Raw genomic sequence first — 21,692 nt, 5'->3', positions numbered from 1 at the left:
TTAAAAAATGGCAGGTCAAAGCATAATTGTAATGGGGGTATGTGGTTGCGGGAAATCTACGATTGGTGAAGGTATCGCCCACAGCTTAAATGCAAAGTTCATCGATGGTGATGATTTACACCCAAGAGCCAACATCCAAAAAATGGCCAGTGGAAATCCATTGAACGATACCGATCGTGAACCTTGGTTAGAACGTATTCGTGATGCGGCTTATAGCCTCGAGAATAAAAATGAAGTTGGGATCATTGTTTGCTCAGCTTTAAAGAAGAAATATCGCGATCAGATCCGTGAAGGTAATCAAAATGTATCGTTCATCTTTTTAGATGGTGATCGTGAATTGATCCTTGACCGAATGCGTACCCGTAAAGGTCATTTTATGCGTGACACCATGTTAACTAGCCAACTTGAAACTCTTGAGCGTCCTGTTGATGAGATGGATGTGTTCACTGTCTCTATCGATGGTTCTATTAACGAAATTATTGAAGATGCTGTTCAGCAATTACGTGAGGCAAATCTATGAATCCGATTATTTCAGCCGTTACCGAGCGCATTAAAGCAAGAAGTGCTGAAAGTTATCCGCAATGGTTAGCCATGACCAAAGAAATGGAACAAGCGGGTAAAGGCCGTAGCCAACTTTCTTGCGGTAATCTTGCTCACGTTGTTGCCGCTAATTGCGCCCAAGAAAAATCAGCAATTTTAGATTTTCTGCATGCCAACATTGCTATCGTCAGTGGCTACAATGACATGCTAAGTGCCCACCAGCCTTATAAATATTACCCAGATATTATTGCAAAATCGCTAGCGGAATACGGTCATACGAGCCAAGTCGCTGGTTGTGTTCCTGCAATGTGTGACGGTATTACTCAAGGTCAACCAGGCATGGAAATGTCGCTCTTTTCTCGTGATATTGTCGCTCAAGCAACGGCAATTACCTTAAGTCATAACGCTTTTGATGCAACATTATTGTTAAGCATCTGCGACAAAATCGCCCCGGGACAATTGATCGGTGCATTATCTTTTGCACACCTTCCAACAGCATTCGTGCCAGTTGGACCTATGGGTACCGGCATAAGCAATGATGAAAAGGTTAGTGTTCGTCAACAATATGCCGCTGGTGAAGTCGATTCCGCTGCGCTATTAACCATGGAATGTCAGGCATACCACTCACCGGGGACTTGTACGTTTTATGGCACAGCGAATACTAATCAACTTATTTTAGAAGCCATGGGCTTAATGCTACCGGGCTCGGCGTTTGTACCACCAACAAGCGAGCTACGTAAAGTATTAACCGAAGAAGCGGCTTGTCGTATTGCTGCGGCAGCAAATCAGCAATCAAGCCAATACCGCCCTCTTTATGAAGTAATGACGGCAGAAAGTTTGGTAAATGGTTTAGTGGCATGGTTAGCCTCGGGTGGCAGTACTAACCATAGCTTACATATGGTGGCGATTGCTCGTAGTGCGGGCATTATTTTAACGTGGGATGACATTAGTGATTTATCTGATGTGGTTCCTTTATTGGTGCGCATGTACCCGAATGGGCCTGCTGATATTAATGCTTTCCAACAAGCAGGTGGCGTACCAACCTTAATGAAAACATTGCACCAACGTGGGCTACTCAATACCAATGTGAAAACGGCGTTTGGTGAATTTACTGATCAAATGACCACCCCAAGCTTACAAGATGGCAAACTGGTATGGTCGCCTTGTGCAGACTCAACAGATAGTGATGTAATTTGTACACCTGAGATCACTTTTAACCCGACAGGTGGCTTAAAAGTATTAAAGGGAAATATTGGTACATCGGTGATTAAAGTGTCTGCGGTTGCAAAACAGCATCAACATATTACAGCACCAGCGAAAGTATTCCGTTGCCAAAACGAGGTTGAAAAAGCCTATAAACAAGGTTTGTTAGATCAAGATGCGATGATTGTTGTGACCCATAACGGACCTGCAGCAAATGGTATGCCTGAACTTCACAAATTAATGCCAATTTTAGGTAATATCCAAAAGAAAGGATATCAAGTCGCATTGGTTACCGATGGTCGCTTATCAGGTGCATCAGGCAAAATTCCTGCTGCAATCCATATTACGCCAGAAGCACTACGTGGTGGTGCAATTGGTTTAATTCAAGATGGCGATATGGTGGAATTAAATGCGATCACAGGTGAGCTAACGGTTAACGCTGATCTTACAGCTCGTCGCGCACCGATTGAAAACGATATACCTGCATTTACCTTTGGTCGTAACTTATTCGCCAATTTACGCAAGCAAGTTTCAAGTGCCGATACTGGCGCCACTATTTTTTAAGTTATTGGATAGGAAGAAAAACATGAATACTTGGCAAGTTAATCCACAAGATGTGTTTGCCGCATCGCCAGTTGTACCTGTAATGATCATTGAACGCGTAGAAGACGCTGTTCCTATGGCACAAGCACTAAAAAATGGTGGTATCACGGTATTTGAAATTACCCTTCGTACGCCTGTTGCTCTTGATGCAATTCGTGCGATTGCGGAAGCGATGCCTGATGCGATGGTAGGAGCAGGAACGGTACTTACCTGCGAGCAGTATGACGCTGCAGTTGAAGCTGGCGCAAAATTTGTGATTTCTCCAGGAATGACACCTAAGCTACTTAGCTATGCAAAATCTGGCACTGCACCTTTAATTCCAGGTGTGAGTACACCATCAGAAATCATGCAAGCATTAGAGCTTGGCTACCAGCAATTAAAATTCTTCCCTGCAGAAGCGAATGGTGGTGCTAAAGCTCTCGCCGCTATTGCAGCGCCATTACCACAAGTACAGTTCTGCCCAACTGGCGGCATTAGCCCAGCAAACGTTGATCAGTACAAAGCGGTGAAATGTGTTGCCACCGTTGGTGGTTCTTGGATGCTACCTAAAGATCTGATTGATAATGGTCAGTGGGAAGAAATCACCAAACTTTCTCAAGAGGCGGTAGCGCTATTAGCGTAATGCTAAATCAATCAGTGATTAATAAATAAAGATTGATGAATAAATGTAGGCAGCGCACGTGACTCTCGTGCGCTGTTTTTTTATTACTTACTTTCTACTTCAGGCTTTCCTAAGCTCTCGCCTAAGTACAAGCTATAACCAATATCTTGAATAGGATTAGCCACTTTCTTTCCTGCTAATTTCTTCAATAATAATGTCGCAGCTGCAGCACCAATTTCTTCACGTGGTGTATTCACACTCGCAAGCGTCGGTGAAATCGCTTTACCAATATCTAAGGCGTTATAACCTGCAATGGCTACCTGACTTGGAATGGCAACATTGTGCTCTTGGCAATGCATCATAGCGCCAATTGCTAAGTCATCATTGGTACAAAACACAGCATCTAACTCTGGGTGTTGCGAGAGAGCCTGACGCATTAATTCTCGCCCTTGGGTAAAGCTCGAGTGCTCTTCTGTCGAGACAATACGTGGCGTTAGTCCTTTTGCTTCCATCGCTTGAATATAGCCGTCACAACGCAATTGGGTACGGCGATCTAATCGCGCAGCGAAATAAACAATATTGCAGCGTCCGTATTCAATCATCTTAGAGACTAAATCAAATGCCGCCTGTTGGTGATCCAACCCTACCGCCATATCAATTGGATGTTCAGGCAAATCAATCGTTTCTACCACTGGAATAGCCGCAGCATTGATCATCTTATAACTGCGTTCGCTGTGAATACTTTCAGTCAAAATCAAACCATCAACATGGTAAGACAATAACGAAGCAATCTTCTCTTCTTCCTCTTCCGCACTGTAGCCATAGTGGGTGATCAGGGTTTGATAACCTTCTTTTTTGGTTACCGATTCAATCCCTTGTAATAAAGAAGCAAACACTTGGTTAGATAACGATGGCAGTAAGATCCCAATCGCCTTACTGTTACGGTTCGATAAAATATCAGGCGCGCGACTGGCGACATAACCTAGCTCTTCCACCACTACCGCGATTTTTTCTCGTGTACTTTCAGCCACAGAGCTAGGATCACGCAAATAACGACTCACCGTCATTTTTGTTACTCCCACCTGTTTTGCAACATCATTTAATGTGGGACGGTGTTTCGGTTTGGTTGTCATTAGTCTGTCCTGACGATGAAATGAAGAAAATAAAATGCAATAGACGTAGATTATGAGGTAAATCTAATAGCAGCAACTATTTATCTGTAATTTCATCACGATTAGATTGTTTACGCCCCGCCTTAAAAGCGATTTTACCGAATGTAATTATTGCAACAAAGAAAAAACTCAAGGAGAAAAGTGGCACTTAGGTCACGAAAAACGTAAAATCCCGCCTTAACTTTGTATCACTAGGTGATACGAACTGATCTGGAATCAGAATAAGAGAATATAGAGCAATGTTTAAACCAGAATTACTTTCACCTGCAGGCAGCCTTAAAAACATGCGTTACGCATTTGCCTACGGCGCTGATGCCGTTTATGCAGGTCAACCTCGCTACAGTCTTCGCGTTCGTAATAACGAGTTCAACCACGAAAACCTAAAGATTGGTATTGATGAAGCACATGCTCAAGGTAAAAAGCTGTATGTGGTATGTAATATTCAACCGCATAACTCAAAGCTAAAAACCTTCATTCGCGATCTTAAACCAATCGTAGAAATGGGCCCTGACGCACTTATCATGTCAGATCCAGGTCTTATTATGATGGTTCGTGAAGCATTCCCTGAGGTTGTTATTCACCTGTCAGTTCAAGCCAACGCAGTTAACTGGGCAACAGTGAAATTCTGGGCTAGCCAAGGTGTTGAGCGTGTCATTCTATCTCGTGAGTTATCACTAGAAGAAATCGAAGAAATTCGTGAGCATTGCCCTGACACTGAACTAGAAATCTTCGTTCATGGTGCTCTTTGCATGGCTTACTCTGGTCGCTGCCTACTTTCTGGTTACATCAACAAGCGCGATCCAAACCAAGGCACATGTACGAATGCTTGCCGTTGGGAATATAAAACAGAAAAAGCGACTGAAAACGATGCGGGTCAAATCGTTGAAATTCAAGACGCAGTGCAAACACAAGACGTTGAAGAGCGTCCTGATAATACACTAGGTCTAGGAAAACCCATTGATGATGTTGTGCTACTAAGCGAATCTCACCGTCCTGAAGAAAAAATGGCGGCGTTTGAAGATGAGCATGGTACTTACATTATGAACTCAAAAGATCTTCGTGCGGTTCAACACGTTGAGCGTCTAACTAAGATGGGTGTTCACTCACTGAAGATTGAAGGCCGTACTAAGTCGTTCTATTACTGTGCACGTACTGCGCAAGTTTACCGTAAAGCGATTGATGATGCCGTTGCAGGTAAACCATTTGATGAATCATTACTAGGCACATTAGAAAGCTTAGCGCACCGTGGTTATACTGAAGGTTTCCTACGTCGTCACACCCATGACACGTACCAAAACTATGACTACGGTTACTCAATTTCTGATTCTCAACAATTTGTTGGTGAGTTCACAGGTAAACGCCGTGGCGATCTTGCTGAAGTTGAAGTGAAGAACAAGTTCGTTGTTGGTGATAGCCTTGAAGTAATGACACCAAAAGGTAACGTTATCTTCAATCTTGAGACGATGGAAAACCGTAAGTCTGAAGTGATTGATGACGCGAAAGGCAATGGACACTTCGTATTTATCCCTGTACCTGCTGATATGGATCTTGATTTTGGTCTGTTAATGCGTAACTTGGGTAATGGCGAAGATACACGTAACCCTCACGCTCCTAAAGACGGTAAATAAGCACTATGGCACTGCTCATTACAAGCAAATGCATTAACTGCGACATGTGTGATCCTGAATGCCCTAACGAGGCGATCACCATGGGTGATAGCATCTATGAAATAAACCCAGATCGCTGTACTGAATGTAAAGGGCATTACGACAAGCCGACCTGTCAGTCGGTTTGTCCAATCACCAACTGCATTATTACCGATCCTGATCACGTTGAATCTGACGATGAACTGCTAGAAAAGTTTGTAACCTTACAAGGTCTTGCTTAGTTCTTATTCGATCCAACCACAAACAATAAAAAAGCGCCTTGCGGCGCTTTTTTTATACCTATACACAGTTAATTTAGCAAAATTAACTATTAATAAGCACCTTACACTGAGCTGGTAACACTGGCTTCGGTTTAGGTTTTGGTTTAACCGCCGGTTTATTTGACTCAGGCTTTTTAAAATCTGGTGACCATGAGGCTAACTCTTTACCACAGCCATCACCTGCTGGTGGTGGGGTTTGTGGCTCACAATAGGTACTGCCTTCAGGACAATTTAACCGGACATGGAAATGGTAGTAATGACCAAACCAAGGACGAACTTTACGTAACCAATCACGATCTTTCCACTCCGTTTTACAAAGCTGCTCTTTGATCACAGGATGAACGAATATACGGGCGACACGATCATCACTTGCCGCAAGCTGGATCAAATGCGCTTGTTTACTGCTCCAGTTCTTTTCGATGATTTTGTGATTTTTCACATCAACCATAGGTAGTGCTGAAACTGTTTTTAGATCGTTCTGTGATAACGGTTTTTCTGGAATACGTAACCAAATATCCGCATCCAAGCCTGTTTGGTGGCTGGCGTGACCTGATGAAAAGCGTCCACCACGAGGCATCGCAATATCTCCCACCAGCACATTACCAATTTTCAGTTGCTGTGCAGTTTTCATTAACTCTTTTAAGAAAGTGATTGTTTCAGGGTTACCATAGTAACGGCCGCGTTCAGCGCGGATAACTTGATAACCATCACCTTCCAGTGGCAGTGCTTCCGCGCCTGCTAAACACCCATTCGAGTATGAGCCGATAGACATTGACTCACCAGATGTTGGTGTTTTTACTTTTTCCCAAGGTGTTGCTATCACGCTCGTACTTGAAGCTACAAGTAACAATCCTGTTAATATTTTCCCTAACACAACTGATTCCTAATTATGATAAAAAACAAATCATAACTTATGCATTTTAATGACTCCAATAAAATCATGCTGTTAATCATTTATAATTCACAGTTATAAAAATATTTATATATCACCTATAATTAAAAGTCTGGTTATCTTATACAACTAAAATTAAAGGGGATTATTGGTTTGTTTAAGTCAGTCTTTGTTACTTTTACTTATTTAACATGATTATTACTGATTAATGGAAATATAAACAAAGAAAGTATTAACGTCATAAACCTCTTATATTATTTTATAAATAATCTAGGTTTTAATTTTATGAAATATGCTTAATTTATTATTCTATGTTTTTTTGTATAAATAGTAGCCCTACCTTCTCGACAAAAACCTATTAATGTCAATCCAGATTCTTCAGCTAAATTAATTGCTAATGCTGTAGGTGCTGATACTGCAAATAATATCTCCACACCGACAGATGTTGCCTTTTGCACTATTTCATAACTAGCACGACTGGTAATTAAGATTGCACCTTTGGTAAGTTGCGAATATTTTGCACGAGCGCCTATTAACTTATCTAGCGCCACATGACGACCAACATCTTCATAAATCGCCGCTAATTCACCGTGTTCATTTAACCATACGGCAGCATGGGTACAACCTGTACGGTTAGCGAGTTCCTGATTCTCATGTAGAAACTTAATAGATTGATTAATAAAAGAAAGAGGCATTCTTTGCGTATCAGGAACCGTATTTACAGGCTTCATTGCTTGCTTTAAATGTTCAATACCACACAACCCACAACCGGTTCTTCCTACCAGTTGTCGACGCTGTTCTTTTAGCATCATAAAAGCACGATTTTGTAATTCTATATAAACTTCTATCCCCTCTTTACTACTTTTTATATCAATATTTTTTATTTCTTTAATATTATTAATAATTCTTTCAGATAATGAAAAACCAATTGCGAAGTTTTCTAGATTTGATGGGGTTGCCATCATTACTGCATGAGATATTCCATTATAAATAAGCGCAATGGGAACTTCTTCAGCAATAAAGTCTTCACATTCTATTTTTATTCCGTTCTTATATTTAATTATTTCATGAACAGAATATCCCTGATGCTCTATATATTCATCAGTAATTAAACAACTAGACATTTATTATTTCACACAAAGATTTGACGATATTATATTCGCGCCTATAATATCCGACCTCTTATGTAATACAATTCTTTTTATAATAATTAGGTGAGTTGACTTTGAATATAAGTAGACGTCAATTATTTAAATTGTGCGCGGGAGCTGTCGCTACGACATCTATTGCCTCCCTTGCCACAATACCGCAAAAAGCTTGGGCGCAAGCTCGAGAATTTAAATTAACAGCAGCAAAAGAAACGCGTAATACGTGTTCTTACTGTTCTGTTGGTTGCGGAACTTTACTTTACAGTACTGGTGCAGCAAACGGTAATATCAAACAAAAGGTATTCCACGTTGAAGGTGATCCCGATCATCCAGTAAGTCGTGGTGCATTATGTCCAAAAGGTGCGGGTCTAGCTGGTTTTGTTAACAGCGAACAACGTTTGAAATTCCCCGAATATCGCGCACCTGGTTCAGACAAATGGCAACGTATTTCATGGGATGAAGCATTCACTCGTATTGCCAAGTTAATGAAGCAAGACCGTGATGAAAACCTTGTTAAAACAAATGAGCAAGGCACCACAGTTAACCGCTGGCTAACCACAGGTATGCTATGTGCTTCGGCAGAAAGCAACGAAAATGGTTGGTTAACACAAAAATTTGCCCGTGGTTTGGGCATGGTTCCAGTTGACACTCAAGCGCGTATTTGACACGGCCCAACGGTAGCAAGTCTTGCTCCAACATTTGGCCGCGGTGCGATGACCAACAACTGGGTTGACATTAAAAATGCCAACGTAATCCTTGTAATGGGCGGCAACGCAGCAGAAGCACACCCTGTAGGCTTCCGCTGGGCAATTGAAGCTCAAAAAACCAATAACGCTGAAATCATTGTGGTTGATCCACGTTTCACGCGTACTGCAGCAGTGGCTGATCACTATGCACCAATCCGTTCTGGTGCTGATATTGCCTTCCTATTAGGTGCTATTCGTTACCTGATCGCAAGCAGCCAAGTAAATCACGAATATGTAAAAGCCTACACTAACGCTAGCTTTATCGTACGTGATGATTACGCATTCCATGATGGTCTGTTCTCAGGTTATGACGCAGAGAAACGTCAGTACGATCGTAGTAGCTGGTTCTACAAGCTAGACGATAACGGCTACGCAATGAAGGATGAATCCCTACAACATCCTCGCTGTGTATGGAACTTACTGAAAGAGCACGTATCTCGCTACACACCTGATGTAGTTTCAAACATTACAGGTACGCCTGTTGATATGTTTGAACACGTATGTCAAGCGCTAGGTAGCACTGCTGCCGATAACCGTGTTGCCACTATTTTGTACGCAACTGGTTGGACTCAGCACTCAAAAGGCGCTGAAAACATCCGTTGTATGGCAATGATCCAGTTACTTCTAGGTAACATGGGTATGGCTGGCGGCGGTGTTAACGCCCTACGTGGTCACTCAAATATCCAAGGTATTACTGACCTTGGTTTGTTAGCACAAAATCTGCCGGGTTACTTGAAACTGCCATCTGATAAAGATGTCGATCTTGCCACTCACCTTAAGCACCACACACCAGTGGCACTTGAAGCAGATCAAACTAACTACTGGCAACACTACCCGTCTTTCTTCGTATCATTACTGAAGTCGTTCTACGGTAAAAATGCAACCGCAGAAAATAACTTTGGTTACGACATGATGCCGAAGTGGGATCAGGGTTACGACATGCTTCGCGTCTTCGACATGATGAAGAAAGGCGAAATGAACGGTTACATCTGTCAAGGTTTTAACCCTGTTGGCTCTATGTCCAACAAGCAAAAAACATTGGATGCGTTATCTAAGTTGAAATACTTAGTGGTTATCGATCCACTAGCGACAGAAACATCAACGTTCTGGCAGAACAAACCAAACGTAAACGAAGTGGATACCAAGAATATCCAAACGGAAGTATTCCGTTTACCTTGTGCATGTTTTGCTGAAGAAGATGGCACCATCGTAAGTTCAGCGCGCTGGTTACAGTGGCACTGGAAAGCGGCAGATATGCCGGGAGAAGCGAAAGGTGATGCTGAGATCTTAGCGGGTATCTTCATGAAGATGCGTAATATGTACCAACAACATAGTGGTACATACCCAGATCCAATCCTTTCTCTAGATTGGAACTACGCCATTCCTGATGCGCCAAACACTAAAGAATTAGCACAAGAACTTAACGGTAAAGATGCTAACGGCAACCAGCTATCTAGCTTTGCTCAACTAAAAGCTGATGGTTCTACTACAGCAGGTTGTTGGCTGTACACCGGTAGTTGGACTCCTTCGGGTAACCAAACTGCACGTCGTGATAACAGCGATCCATCTGGTTTAGGTTTAGCACCAAACTGGGCATGGTCTTGGCCGGCTAACCGTCGTGTTCTGTACAACCGTGCATCAACACGTCCTGACGGCACACCTTGGGATAAGTCACGCACTTTAGTTGAATGGAATGGTAGCAAATGGGTTGGCCCTGATGTGCCTGACTTTAACGCTAAGCTTCCACCATCAAGCAATGCGGGTCCATTTATCATGCAACCAGAAGGCGTTGGTCGTCTATTTGCATTAGATAAAATGGCTGAAGGTCCGTTCCCTGAACACTACGAACCGTTTGAAACACCCATTGGTACCAACCCATTACATAAGAATGTGGTATCAAACCCAGCGGCACGTATTTTCAAAGACGATCTTGCACAGCTTGGTCAAAAAGAGCAGTTCCCATTTGTGGGTACGACTTACCGCTTAACGGAGCACTTCCATACGTGGACAAGTCACTCTCACTTCAACGCTGTTCTACAACCAGAACAATTTGTTGAGATTGGCGAAGGCTTGGCAAAAGAACGTGGCATTAAGAATGCTGACATGGTTCGCGTCACCTCTAAGCGTGGCTTCATTGAAGCAAAAGCGTATGTGTCTAAGCGTATTACACCACTGCATGTTAATGGCCAAGCCGTTCACACTGTGGGTATTCCTATTCACTGGGGTTATGAAGGCGACACCAAACCTGGCTACTTAGCAAATGCGCTATCGCCATGTGTGGGTGATGCTAACTCACAAACGCCAGAGTACAAGGCATTCTTGGTTAACGTGGAAAAGGTGAAGTAAGCCATGGGTATGGAATCACAGAATATTATTCGTAGTTCTGCGACATCATCGCTAACGCCTTCACCTGATGCGCGTAAACGCCAAATTCAGGTAACAAAGCTTATCGATGTAACGTGCTGTACTGGCTGTAAAGGCTGTATGGATGCGTGTAGCGAATGGAACAACTTGCGCGGCAAAGTCGGTACCTTTGAAGGTACCTACCAAAATCCGCCAAATACAACCGCTGAAACATGGACCACTATCCACTTCAAAGAAATTGAAGAAGATAACAAGTTCAAATGGTTATTCAGCAAACACAGCTGTATGCACTGTTCAGATCCAGGCTGTTTAAAAGCCTGTCCAGAGCCTGATGCTATCGTGCAATACGAAAACGGTGTTGTCGATTTTAACTCTGAAAAGTGTGTCGGTTGTGGCTACTGTATTGCTGGTTGTCCGTTTGATATTCCACGCATGAACCCAGTCGATAACCGTGTTTACAAGTGTACTTTGTGTCTTGATCGCCTACAGGCAGGTCAAGTGCCTTCATGTGCAAAAACCTGTCCTACAGGTGCACTACGTTTTGGTGAGCGAGAAGAAATTCTTGAATACGCTAACCAACGAGTGGCTGCACTGCAAGCCAAAGGTCACAAGAACGCGGGTATTTACAACCCAGCTGGTGTGGGCGGCACACACGTGATTTATGTGTTGCACGATATTACTGATCCTGAACGTTACGATCTGCCAAAAGATCCAAAGATCAGCGAAACAGTGAAATTGTGGAAAGACGATGTGAAGCCACTTGCAGCAGCAGGTTTAGTGGGTACGCTTGCGTTGGCAGCGATTCACCGTGTGACTGTTGGTCGCAGCCGTGTTGCGGAAGAAGAAGGAGATGAAAAATGAGTTTGAATAAAACAATTTTACGTCATAAGCCTTTAGATCGCGTTGTGCACTGGACGGTAGCACTAACGGGTATCTGGACTCTATTGTCTGGTTTATCTTTTATGTTCGCACCATTGCACTTCCTTAGCTATGTCTACGGTTCACCGCAACTTGCACGTATTTTGCACCCATTCGGCGCAATTGTGATGACAATCGGACTTGCGTTTTTAGTTGCACGCTACTGGAGCCATAACCACTTTGAAAAAGGTGATCTCCAGTGGATGCTAAAAGTTAAAGACGTCTTAACCGAGAACGAAGAAAACGTACCAGAAGCTGGACAATACAACGCAGGTCAAAAAATGATCCTACGTCAATTTATTGCTTGTGGTCTGATCCTTCTTGTTACCGGTTTGATTGCATGGCGTGCCTACTTTGCGGCTTACTTCAGCATTGATGTCGTTCGCATTGCACTGATTGTTCACTCAATCACAGCCATTGTTTTTGCTCTTAGCCTGATTATCCATGCTTACATGGCGTACTGGGTAGAAGGCTCTATCGATGGCATGTTAGAAGGGAAGGTTTCTCCTGCTTGGGCGAAAAAACACCACCCTCGTTGGCTACGTTCGCTAACTAGCGGCAAAAACCAACACTAACAACATGATTAAAAGCGGTAAGCCTGCACTTACCGCTTTACCTTTTTATACCAACCAAGGTTTACTTTGGTTGGTATTCTTGTCATTGGAAAACAGCATGAGCGTTAAAATTCTAGATAAAAATACCATTATAAAACAAAAAAGTGATGGCTTTACTCCGTTAATTATTGGTGATCCTGCAACCATTTTTTCAGCTCGTGCCGAGCGTTTACGTGCACTGGCTAAAGACTCTTTCATGGCAGATTACCTACTATTAGCCGGACAAATTGTTCAACAACAAGCGCGATTGGCCGAAGACTTTGCCCAACCTGTTGCTAACTTCGTATCAGAAAATGCTTTAACTTGGCCGCTATCTTTAGATCAAGCTTGGTTTCCAATCTTAGAAGCCATGTTAGCGCAATTAACCACCTCATTACGTTTAGTTGCATCTGACGACATCGTAAAAGTGATCGATTCACTTCAAGATCTTGATAGCGACACCCTACACCATTACTTCACCGCACTTCAGCATAACCAGCCTGAGCGTGTACCTGCTGATCTTGCTATTTTGCTATGGGCTTGTATTAATACATTCACCAGCCTACTTGTAAAAACCACGGCACTAGAGTGGCAACCCGAGCCCAATGTAAAACAGCATTTCTGCCCTCTTTGTGGTGGTGCGCCAGTGGCAAGTTTGATTAAAGGCAGTGGCCACCGTTACTTGCATTGCAGCCAATGTGAAACAGAATGGCATCGTCTTCGTGCTGAATGTACTCAATGTGCGGATGGTGAAAATATTCATCTACAAAGTGAAACCCTAGAAGATGCGGTACGTGCTGAAACTTGCGGTCACTGTAATAGCTACCTCAAGATTTTATTTTTAGAAAAGCAACCAAACCTTGATCCTATCGCAGACGATCTTGCGACATTAGTGTTAGATCATAAGCTAAACCAAAACGAATTATACCGTAATGGATTTAACCCATTCTTTTTACCACTAATACAGTAATACTGAGAGCGATATGACAGCCCAAGCACTCTATGCCCACTTACCCAGTGTTGATCTGATTTTAAATCACGAATTACAACAGCCTTTGATCCATCAATTTGGTAAAGAGCACATCACTACGCTTGTTCGTCAATTATTAGATCAAGCCCGCGAGACAATTCGAGATCAACAACAATTACCTCAGTGGCTGACACTTAATGAGTGCGACGGGCTGGCACTATCGCAACAGAAACTTGCACGTATAAATCTGTTTTCTCATCATCTCGCGCAATCGACCCTGCCTTTACAACATCAAGGGCAACGTCGTGTTTTTAACTTAACCGGTACTATCTTACACACCAATTTAGGTCGTTCGCTGCAAGCAGAAGCTGCAATAAAAGCGGTGACAGAGGTGATGCGTTTCCCTTCGACTTTAGAGTATTCTCTCCAGCAAGGTAAACGAGGCCACCGCGATCAAGCCATCAGTGAACAACTGCAACAGCTCATTGGTTGTGAAGATGCGTGCTTAGTAAATAACAATGCCGCTGCGGTACTGTTAATGCTAGCCAGCCTTGCCAGTGGAAAAGAAGTCATTGTATCGCGTGGTGAGTTAGTTGAAATTGGTGGCTCATTTCGCATTCCAGATGTCATGCGACAAGCAGGGTGTCAGCTCGTTGAAGTCGGTGCCACGAATCGCACTCACTTGAAAGACTATCAACAAGCGATTAATGAAAATACCGCGTTACTGATGAAAGTACACACCAGTAACTACATGATCCAAGGCTTTACCAGCGCGGTATCTGAAGCTGAACTGTGTGCGTTGGGACGCGCAATGCAAGTACCAGTGATCAGCGATTTAGGCAGTGGGTCATTAATCGATTTAGCCCAATACGGACTACCAAGCGAGCCGATGCCACAAAAGATGCTGCAAGATGGCATTGATTTAGTGAGCTTTTCTGGCGATAAATTACTCGGTGGACCACAAGCTGGGATCATTGCTGGGAAATCTGAATTCATTGAACAGCTGCAACATCACCCACTTAAACGTGCACTTCGCTGTGACAAGATGACCTTAGCAGCGCTTGAAGCAACATTGAATTTATACCGTCATCCAGAGCGTTTACCTTGCGATCTCCCTACGCTGTCGATGCTAACTCGCAGCCTTGATACGCTGACAGATTTGGGGGAACGTCTAGTGCCTTACTGTCAGCAATTGGTTGGTCAGTACTTTACAGTAACGGTGATGCCTTCAATGGGGCAAATAGGCAGTGGTGCGCTACCCACCGAACAACTTGAATCTGTCGCGTTATGTTTCAGTGTTAACAATAATCAAACATCCTACACGCTTAATGATCTTGCGGATCTTTTAGCAAGCGGTGAGATCCCAATTATCGGTCGTATTCACCATGACAAACTGTGGTTATGTTTACGTGGGATCAGCCATGAACAAGATTTCATCGCTCAGCTTGCTCAACTTTCACTTTCTAATGCTAATCACGAATAACAAAGAACTAATAACGCCACTTTATGATAATTGCCACCGCTGGCCATGTTGATCATGGTAAAACCCATTTACTTCAAGCCCTAACAGGCACCAATGCTGATCGCTTACCAGAAGAGCAAAAACGTGGGCTAACCATTGATTTAGGGTATGCGTTTATGCCCTATCACTCACAGCAAACGCAACAACAAGAAACCCTCGGATTTATTGATGTACCGGGTCACGAGAAGTTTCTTTCCAACATGCTCGCCGGTGTCGGTACAGCCCATCATGCGATGCTGATTGTCGCAGGTGATGAAGGCATGATGGCGCAAAGCTATGAGCATTTAGCCATTTTGCGTTTATTGGCGATGGATAGCCTCACAGTGGTGATCACCAAATCAGATCTCACTACCTTAGAGCAACAACAGCAGTTAGAAGCACAACTCACTCAACTCTTATTTCAGCAAGGTTTTACCGAGCCAACAATATTTCATTGCTCCGCGTTTACTGGTGATGGTATTGATGTACTTAAAGCTCACTTAATCGCTTTAGCTGACAATGAAAAACAGCAACAAAATGATTTAGGCTTTCGTCTTGCCATTGATCGTGCTTTTCACGTAAAAGGGGCAGGATTGGTTGTTACTGGGACGGCATTAAGTGGCAGCATAAAGGTCGGTGATAGCCTGAATTTTGTTAGCCATAACAAACTTAAGCAAGGTCAAACACAGGCAAAAACTGTCCGTATAAAAGGTTTACACGTCCAAGGAAATACAGCGCAAACGGCAACAGCAAACCAGCGTGTAGCGATGAATATCGTTGGTGACATTGATAAGGACGAGCTTAGCCGTGGCGACTGGTTAGTCAATATTGTGCCCGATGCCGTGAGCAATCGCGTAACTATTACACTGGCTGCCAATACCGATATTAAACACTGGCAAGCAGTACAAGTTTTCCATGCTGCAGCCCATACCACGGGTCGTATTGCGCTACTTGAAACAGATAAGGCGAAGGCAGGCGAGCATGTACTGGCTGAGATTACCTTCGATAGTCCATTATGTTTAGCAGAGCAAGATCGTCTATTACTGCGCGATCCCGCTTTAAAAACCAACCTTGGTAGTGGCGTCGTCATTGATTTGCTACCACCTAATCGTGGTAAGCGAAAGCCAGAGCGTTTAGCTTATTTAACCCAACGTGCAGAACTTGATTCCCTTAAAGATATTATTGCCTTTAAACTTGCCAATAAACCACAATCTATCAGTGAGTTAACCTGGCAGCATCAAAGTCAGCACATAGAACAAGTCGCAGGTAGTCATGTTGAAAATGATATTACCCAGTACGGTGATTTCCTTTGTACTTCTGAGTATCAAGTACAACTACAGCAGAACATCATTGAAAAACTCGCGTTATACCATCAACAAGAAAATGACCACATCGGCTTAGGTAAAGATCGTCTTTATCGCATTGCAGCACTCAACCAACCTACTGCTATTTTTAATGAGCTGTTGGCTCAGCTATTAGCCCAGCAAACCATTATCAATACTCGTGGTTGGTTACACCTTGCCAGCCACCAGCTACAACTCACAGATCTTGAACAAAGAAGCTGGCAGCGCATTGCCCAGATCATGCAGCAAAATTCAACCCCTTGGTGGGTGCGAGATCTCGCCAATGAATGTGATCTTGATGAAGACGAATTGCGTGCTCTGAGCTATAAATTGGCACAACTGGGCTATATCTCTGCGATTGTTAAAGATCGCTATGTAAGCCACGACTATTTGATCTCGATTGCTAATCGTGTCCGTGAACATATTGAACACCATCAAAAACTGGAAACAGCAGAGTTTAGAACGATTAGTCAACTAGGACGAAAAGTCGCCATTCAGATCTTGGAATATTTCGATAAGATTGGTTTTACAAAAAGGAAATTTAACTATCGCGAACTGCGAGATGAAGGTTTACTAAAAGGATAAACAAATGAAGTGGCGGAAGAACATAGGAGTCGAACCTACCCAGGACTGCTGGCAGCCCTATCCGGATTTGAAATCCGGACGCATCACCGGATACGCCGTTCTTCCTCATTTGTGTGATGTATTTTATGCATTAAAGGTATAGTTATCAACTGCTATCACCATATTTCAGGGATAGCAGTTGTTTTTTAAGAACAACTGATTAAATATCAAGCTACTTCATTTGCTGATCTAAATTTAAAATAGTGAGCGCGTTACTTACACTGGTTGCTAATACATCAACAACCCCAGAACGCAGTGCGCCTAATAATGCTAAGGCTTTACTATTTTCTGCTGCCGTTACCACAACAGTTGGAATATTTCGTAATTCTTCCATGGTTAAACCAATAACACGATCGCTCATCATGGTATCAGCTTGTTTTCCATGGCTATCAAAAAAGTCATAGCCCGCAATATCACCGACCACACCTTTACGAATTCGCGCTTCAACAATTTCTTGTGGTGTAAACCAACCTAACTTCACCATATGGCTATTTTCATTCATATCGCCTACGCCAACCAACGCTAAATCAGCACGACGAGCACGATCTAAGGTTTCTTTTACCGTGCCATTTTTCATAAATGCTTCTTTCACTATGATGTCGTCAACATAAGCGGGGGCATACAAGGTTTCACTAATACCATCATATTTTTTCGCCAATTGGCGACAAATGTGATCGGCATTAATGGCATTGCCTGAACGGTGTGTACCACCAATACCAGAAACAAATCGACATTTACGATGCGGCACAACACCAACATGATTAGCAATAGACGCGATATTACGTCCTTGCCCAACCGCAACCACCATATCATCAGTTAATGTCGTCGTTAGGTAGCTCGAAACCAGACTTGCCACTTGCTGACGTTGGGTTTCGTCATCAGGCTGATCGAGTGCAACCAATGCGCGTTTTAAGTTAAAACGCTCAATCAATTGCTGTTCTAATTTTTCACTAAAAACAGGGTGATATTTAACGGTAATTTCCACTACCCCTTCATCACGCGCACGACGAAGTAAACGACCGACTTTAGCGCGAGACATACCAAAGCGCTGAGAGATCTCTTCTTGAGTAGCACCATCCTGATAATAAGCAATAGCGATCTCGGTAAGTAAATCACTGTCTACATGGTTACTGTCAGTACTGCTTATGCTCATTTTTGTGCCCTTTGTGTGGATAACCGATTTATTTATATTATCGGTTTATTCTATCACTGAGCAGAACAAAGCAATACTGACTAAACTCTCACATTTAGACGTGTACAGCTTTCACTCATAAAAACAGCACAAAAGTGAACGTGTTTTTTACCACCTATAGGCCAACTCCCAACACCACATATAACAGGCTGATATATAAACACTTAATATCACGTACAGCTTTTTACCTTAAATATACCAAAAACTAAAAAGGCTGCACACAATTCATTACGCACTCATCGCTTCATCCACCAGTACTATCGGATAACCTTGCGAACACTGCTCCACTCGCCCTTTGACACCATAAGCGTTACGTAATACCTCTGCTGTTAACACTTGCTCTCCTTTGCCCATAACGACTACTCCATCAGGGCTGAGGACCAACACTTTATCGCAAAAACGTAAGGCTAAATTTATGTCATGGATCGCGACAAGACCCATGCCTCCAGTGTGCGCCAAATTTTGTTTTACAGCCTGAAGCACACTAATTTGCCAATGCAGATCTAACGCACTGGTTGGCTCATCAAGTAATAATAATCGAGGCTCTCGAATCAGCACTTGCGCTAATCCGATCATCTGTCGCTGCCCACCTGACATTTGTGCTAGCTGTTTAAGTGCTAAATGGGTTATTCCTAATTGGGAAAATGTTTTTTCAATGATTTGCTCAATATAACTTTTACTCAGTTCGGATTTTACCGCGCGACAAGCACTAAATACAATTTCATAAGCAACAAGGCTAGTTGCCTGAGGCAGTGTTTGTGGCAAGTAACCGATTCTTCTGGCACTTTCGCTAAGGGCTAACTGACTTAATATTTCGCCATCAAGAGACACATCACCTTGATATTTTTGTAATCGCGCTATCGCTTTGAGCAATGTCGATTTACCTACTCCATTAGGGCCGAGTACCGCCACCAACTCACCATTTTGGATCGGCTCAACAGAAAGTTGCTCAATGATCTTTTGCTGACCATACCCCGTTGTGAGGCTATTAATATTTAATGACATTACAACTTCCCTTTACTCGATAAAATAAGGCTCATGAAGAATGGGATACCAATTAATGATGTTACGATTCCAATTGGTAAAATCACTCCAGGGATCAAGCTTTTACTCGCGATGGAAGCCAGCGATAACAACAATGCACCGGCAATGGCACTCCCCGGAAGAAAAAAGCGATGATCTTCGCCTAATAACATTCTTGTTATATGAGGACCGACTAACCCAACAAAGCCAATTTCCCCCACAAACGCCACAGCGACAGCCGTTAATAAGCTCACTCTCAACAACACCATTAAGCGCATGCGCTCTACGCGAATACCGATACTTCTTGCTTGATCTTCTCCCGAGCGAATCGCTGTCATCGCCCATGCTTGACGCATAGAAAGCGGGAAACACACCGCAAAGACAAGTGCGACAATCAACACTTTTTCGTTATTTGCTCGCACCAAACTGCCCATGGTCCAAAACACTATCTGTTGTAAAGCATTACTGTCTGCGACAAACATTAATAAACTGACTAAGGCGTTAAGGGCAAAAAAGAGTGAAATACCAAACAAGATCACGGTATTAACCGATGCGCCTTGGCTTCGTGATAACACCACCACCAAAAGTGATGCTAAAAGCGCAAAAGCAAAAGCAAACAAAGGCAAAATGTAGTCAAAGCGAAACGGTAACCATGACCAATCAAATAAGATAGCAACCGCCGCGCCTAATGTTGCAGCCGCACCAATGCCTAAGGTAAACGGACTCGCTAACGGATTATTTAAAGAGGTTTGCATTTCAGCCCCCGCTAACCCTAATGCCGCACCAACAACAATGGCCATTAAAGCGTAAGGGATCCTGACATCAAAAATAATCACTTGTTGGACGGGATCGAGTACTTCAGGCTGAAAGAGCGCGGAAAAAATATGGTTTAAGCCAATTTGAGAAGGGCCGGTTGCAGTATCAATAACCCATGCAATGACAAGTGCTATCGCCATCATACTTAACAAGAGAATTCGTTTAATCACAAAGCGCCGATAACGCTGTGACAAACTGGTTGTTTGATGGTTTTCATCAACACTTAATGTGGCTAATTTCATGATATTTCCTTTATCTTACAAAGCCAAAAACCGGATAACAGTGACGTCATCCGGCTCATTGAATTAATTAAAACAACACTAATATTTAATTTATAACGCCATCCAATAGGTACCATTAAGAGGCACTGGCTGATAATCACGATATAGTGTTTCTAATGTTTTTTGTGGTGATAGCTCAGCAAACGTTTTGGGGTAGGCCCATTTAGCAAACGTCTGAATAGCAACAATATTGAGCGGCGTATTATAAAAATGGTGCCAGATAGAATAAGCCCGTTTATTTTTCACTGCGGTTAATTGATTAAGTGGCGGTCGTTGAGTAATGGCAGCCAAAGACTGGTGTGCTACTTTGGCACTAATACTGGTACCAAGAACAATATATTGCGGTGCTTCTTTTTGAGTCTGGGTTGAGCCAACAGCAGTACCAATATAAATGTCAGGCTGATGCGTTAATAAATACTCTTGATTTAATACGCCCACAGATCCCGGAAGTAGTGGCTGTGCCATATTCTTCACCCCAATAAAGTCAAGCATTTGAGCAACCATACCCCGAGCCATGGTCTCACAACATTCACCGTTAACACCTACACGACTATGAAGAAAGACTGTCGGAACATCTTCAGGTTTTACCGTTGCAAGACCTTGCTTCACCTTATCTAATTCTTGGTTATAAAATTGAATATAGCTTTTCGCTTGCGCTTCTCGACCCAGTACTTTGCCCATGACCTCTAAACTACGTAAGGTATTTTTCACCGGATCTTTGCGAAAATCGATAAAGACGACCGTTACGCCCGCACGCTCTAAAATTTCAATAATTTCGCTATTTCGCGCATTAGGCCCATGACCTTCGACACCTAAAAAAGCCACATCCGCTTTAAGCGCTAATGCGGTTTCTAAACTAAAACTCTCCGTTGCGCCTTTACCAAACAGAGGGATATTATCGATGTCAGGAAATGCGGTTTGATATTGTTGATAAGAATCAGGATCGACTAACTTCATGTCTCCCATCATACCGACAATACGAGATAACACTTGATCGCCTTCTAAAATCGCTAACGCGGGAATATAGCGACTTTCACTTAACAGTAATCTTTCCGCAGGTTGAGATATTACGACTTCTCGCCCAGCTAAATCCGTTACAGTAATGCTTTTCGCTACACTGTGAGTACTACATAACACCAAGCAAACACTGAGCAGAGCAATAAGACGATTTTTTATTGATAGAAATTGCGGCATAACTTTCCCTTTGATCACATTCACCTAGCCTTAAACGAAAA

18 protein-coding genes and 1 tRNA gene are annotated in these 21,692 nt (G+C 42.9%); 11 read left to right on the top strand and 8 right to left on the bottom strand.

Going from position 1 to position 21,692, the window contains the following annotated elements; all coding sequences use genetic code 11:
• Positions 1-7: 7 nt before the first annotated feature.
• Genes C9J38_RS03840 through C9J38_RS03830 form a run of 3 tightly spaced genes read left to right on the top strand, consistent with a single transcriptional unit; the run spans position 8 to position 2,968 of the window.
• Positions 8-520, top strand: a complete 513-nt coding sequence (locus C9J38_RS03840) for a gluconokinase (protein ID WP_107205951.1) — start codon at positions 8-10, stop codon at positions 518-520.
• Positions 517-2,307 carry a phosphogluconate dehydratase gene (gene edd, locus C9J38_RS03835; RefSeq protein WP_107205950.1) on the top strand — a complete coding sequence of 597 codons (1,791 nt, stop codon included), beginning with the start codon at positions 517-519 and terminating at the stop codon, positions 2,305-2,307. The genes C9J38_RS03840 and edd overlap by 4 nt, the downstream gene beginning before the upstream one ends.
• 22 nt (positions 2,308-2,329) lie before the next feature.
• A complete protein-coding gene (locus C9J38_RS03830) occupies positions 2,330-2,968 on the top strand; it encodes a bifunctional 4-hydroxy-2-oxoglutarate aldolase/2-dehydro-3-deoxy-phosphogluconate aldolase (RefSeq protein WP_045127690.1) in 639 nt (212 codons plus the stop codon).
• A gap of 83 nt (positions 2,969-3,051) precedes the next feature.
• Here C9J38_RS03830 and C9J38_RS03825 read toward each other — a convergent pair whose 3' ends face one another.
• Complete coding sequence (locus C9J38_RS03825; protein ID WP_107205949.1) at positions 3,052-4,080, bottom strand: substrate-binding domain-containing protein; 1,029 nt, start codon at positions 4,078-4,080, stop codon at positions 3,052-3,054.
• A gap of 278 nt (positions 4,081-4,358) precedes the next feature.
• Here C9J38_RS03825 and yegQ point away from each other — a divergent pair, with 278 nt between their 5' ends.
• A complete protein-coding gene (yegQ, locus tag C9J38_RS03820) occupies positions 4,359-5,747 on the top strand; it encodes a tRNA 5-hydroxyuridine modification protein YegQ (protein WP_045084309.1) in 1,389 nt (462 codons plus the stop codon).
• A gap of 5 nt (positions 5,748-5,752) precedes the next feature.
• Complete coding sequence (locus tag C9J38_RS03815) at positions 5,753-6,007, top strand: YfhL family 4Fe-4S dicluster ferredoxin (protein ID WP_005369403.1); 255 nt, start codon at positions 5,753-5,755, stop codon at positions 6,005-6,007.
• Positions 6,008-6,089: 82 nt separating this feature from the next.
• Here C9J38_RS03815 and mepA read toward each other — a convergent pair whose 3' ends face one another.
• A complete protein-coding gene (mepA, locus tag C9J38_RS03810) occupies positions 6,090-6,920 on the bottom strand; it encodes a penicillin-insensitive murein endopeptidase (protein ID WP_107205948.1) in 831 nt (276 codons plus the stop codon).
• A 314-nt stretch (positions 6,921-7,234) separates the two neighbouring features.
• Positions 7,235-8,062 (bottom strand): formate dehydrogenase accessory sulfurtransferase FdhD, encoded by an 828-nt coding sequence (gene fdhD, locus C9J38_RS03805; RefSeq protein WP_107205947.1) that lies wholly within the window; start codon positions 8,060-8,062, stop codon positions 7,235-7,237.
• Between the two features lie 101 nt (positions 8,063-8,163).
• Between fdhD and fdnG the strand changes: the two genes are divergently transcribed.
• The 6 genes from fdnG (at position 8,164) to selB (ending at position 17,106) form a co-directional block, all read left to right on the top strand.
• Positions 8,164-11,178, top strand: a complete 3,015-nt coding sequence (gene fdnG, locus C9J38_RS03795; protein ID WP_146144055.1) for a formate dehydrogenase-N subunit alpha — start codon at positions 8,164-8,166, stop codon at positions 11,176-11,178.
• A 3-nt stretch (positions 11,179-11,181) separates the two neighbouring features.
• A complete protein-coding gene (fdxH, locus tag C9J38_RS03790) occupies positions 11,182-12,057 on the top strand; it encodes a formate dehydrogenase subunit beta (RefSeq protein ID WP_005369414.1) in 876 nt (291 codons plus the stop codon).
• Entirely contained in the window at positions 12,054-12,689 is a 636-nt protein-coding gene (locus C9J38_RS03785) for a formate dehydrogenase subunit gamma (RefSeq protein WP_005369417.1), read from the top strand. The genes fdxH and C9J38_RS03785 overlap by 4 nt, the downstream gene beginning before the upstream one ends.
• 97 nt (positions 12,690-12,786) lie before the next feature.
• Positions 12,787-13,677 carry a formate dehydrogenase accessory protein FdhE gene (fdhE, locus tag C9J38_RS03780; RefSeq protein ID WP_107206455.1) on the top strand — a complete coding sequence of 297 codons (891 nt, stop codon included), beginning with the start codon at positions 12,787-12,789 and terminating at the stop codon, positions 13,675-13,677.
• A 13-nt stretch (positions 13,678-13,690) separates the two neighbouring features.
• The gene (selA, locus tag C9J38_RS03775) at positions 13,691-15,160 is read left to right on the top strand and encodes an L-seryl-tRNA(Sec) selenium transferase (RefSeq protein ID WP_107205945.1); all 1,470 of its coding nucleotides are present in this window, start codon (positions 13,691-13,693) and stop codon (positions 15,158-15,160) included.
• Between the two features lie 23 nt (positions 15,161-15,183).
• Positions 15,184-17,106, top strand: coding sequence for a selenocysteine-specific translation elongation factor (gene selB, locus C9J38_RS03770; protein WP_107205944.1), 1,923 nt, complete (start codon positions 15,184-15,186; stop codon positions 17,104-17,106).
• 10 nt (positions 17,107-17,116) lie between these two features.
• Here selB and C9J38_RS03765 read toward each other — a convergent pair.
• The 5 genes from C9J38_RS03765 to C9J38_RS03745 form a co-directional block, all read right to left on the bottom strand.
• Positions 17,117-17,211: transfer RNA gene (locus tag C9J38_RS03765), tRNA-Sec, on the bottom strand.
• A 106-nt stretch (positions 17,212-17,317) separates the two neighbouring features.
• On the bottom strand, positions 17,318-18,298 hold the full coding sequence (locus C9J38_RS03760) for a sugar-binding transcriptional regulator (protein WP_005369422.1): 981 nt from the start codon (positions 18,296-18,298) through the stop codon (positions 17,318-17,320).
• A gap of 267 nt (positions 18,299-18,565) precedes the next feature.
• Positions 18,566-19,342: an ABC transporter ATP-binding protein gene (locus C9J38_RS03755; protein ID WP_107205943.1), complete on the bottom strand. Its 777-nt coding sequence runs from the start codon at positions 19,340-19,342 to the stop codon at positions 18,566-18,568.
• Positions 19,342-20,418, bottom strand: coding sequence for an iron ABC transporter permease (locus C9J38_RS03750; RefSeq protein WP_107205942.1), 1,077 nt, complete (start codon positions 20,416-20,418; stop codon positions 19,342-19,344). The genes C9J38_RS03755 and C9J38_RS03750 overlap by 1 nt, the downstream gene beginning before the upstream one ends.
• 90 nt (positions 20,419-20,508) lie before the next feature.
• A complete protein-coding gene (locus tag C9J38_RS03745) occupies positions 20,509-21,651 on the bottom strand; it encodes an ABC transporter substrate-binding protein (protein ID WP_233217655.1) in 1,143 nt (380 codons plus the stop codon).
• Positions 21,652-21,692 lie beyond the last annotated feature (41 nt).

It is taken from the genome of Photobacterium sp. GB-210 (genome assembly GCF_003026075.1).
Taxonomy (GTDB): domain Bacteria; phylum Pseudomonadota; class Gammaproteobacteria; order Enterobacterales; family Vibrionaceae; genus Photobacterium.
Note: the sequence above shows the minus strand (reverse complement) of the source record. Positions and strands in the feature narration are given on the sequence as shown.

Coding starts and splice junctions, on each gene's coding strand:
- C9J38_RS03830 (WP_045127690.1), top strand. CDS start 2,330: ATGAATACTTGGCAAGTTAATCCACAAGATGTGTTTGCCGCATCGCCA.
- yegQ (WP_045084309.1), top strand. CDS start 4,359: ATGTTTAAACCAGAATTACTTTCACCTGCAGGCAGCCTTAAAAACATG.
- C9J38_RS03825 (WP_107205949.1), bottom strand. CDS start 4,080: ATGACAACCAAACCGAAACACCGTCCCACATTAAATGATGTTGCAAAA.
- C9J38_RS03815 (WP_005369403.1), top strand. CDS start 5,753: ATGGCACTGCTCATTACAAGCAAATGCATTAACTGCGACATGTGTGAT.
- C9J38_RS03785 (WP_005369417.1), top strand. CDS start 12,054: ATGAGTTTGAATAAAACAATTTTACGTCATAAGCCTTTAGATCGCGTT.
- C9J38_RS03760 (WP_005369422.1), bottom strand. CDS start 18,298: ATGAGCATAAGCAGTACTGACAGTAACCATGTAGACAGTGATTTACTT.
- fdhE (WP_107206455.1), top strand. CDS start 12,787: ATGAGCGTTAAAATTCTAGATAAAAATACCATTATAAAACAAAAAAGT.
- fdhD (WP_107205947.1), bottom strand. CDS start 8,062: ATGTCTAGTTGTTTAATTACTGATGAATATATAGAGCATCAGGGATAT.
- C9J38_RS03745 (WP_233217655.1), bottom strand. CDS start 21,651: ATGCCGCAATTTCTATCAATAAAAAATCGTCTTATTGCTCTGCTCAGT.
- fdxH (WP_005369414.1), top strand. CDS start 11,182: ATGGGTATGGAATCACAGAATATTATTCGTAGTTCTGCGACATCATCG.
- C9J38_RS03840 (WP_107205951.1), top strand. CDS start 8: ATGGCAGGTCAAAGCATAATTGTAATGGGGGTATGTGGTTGCGGGAAA.
- C9J38_RS03755 (WP_107205943.1), bottom strand. CDS start 19,342: ATGTCATTAAATATTAATAGCCTCACAACGGGGTATGGTCAGCAAAAG.
- edd (WP_107205950.1), top strand. CDS start 517: ATGAATCCGATTATTTCAGCCGTTACCGAGCGCATTAAAGCAAGAAGT.
- selA (WP_107205945.1), top strand. CDS start 13,691: ATGACAGCCCAAGCACTCTATGCCCACTTACCCAGTGTTGATCTGATT.
- selB (WP_107205944.1), top strand. CDS start 15,184: ATGATAATTGCCACCGCTGGCCATGTTGATCATGGTAAAACCCATTTA.
- C9J38_RS03750 (WP_107205942.1), bottom strand. CDS start 20,418: ATGAAATTAGCCACATTAAGTGTTGATGAAAACCATCAAACAACCAGT.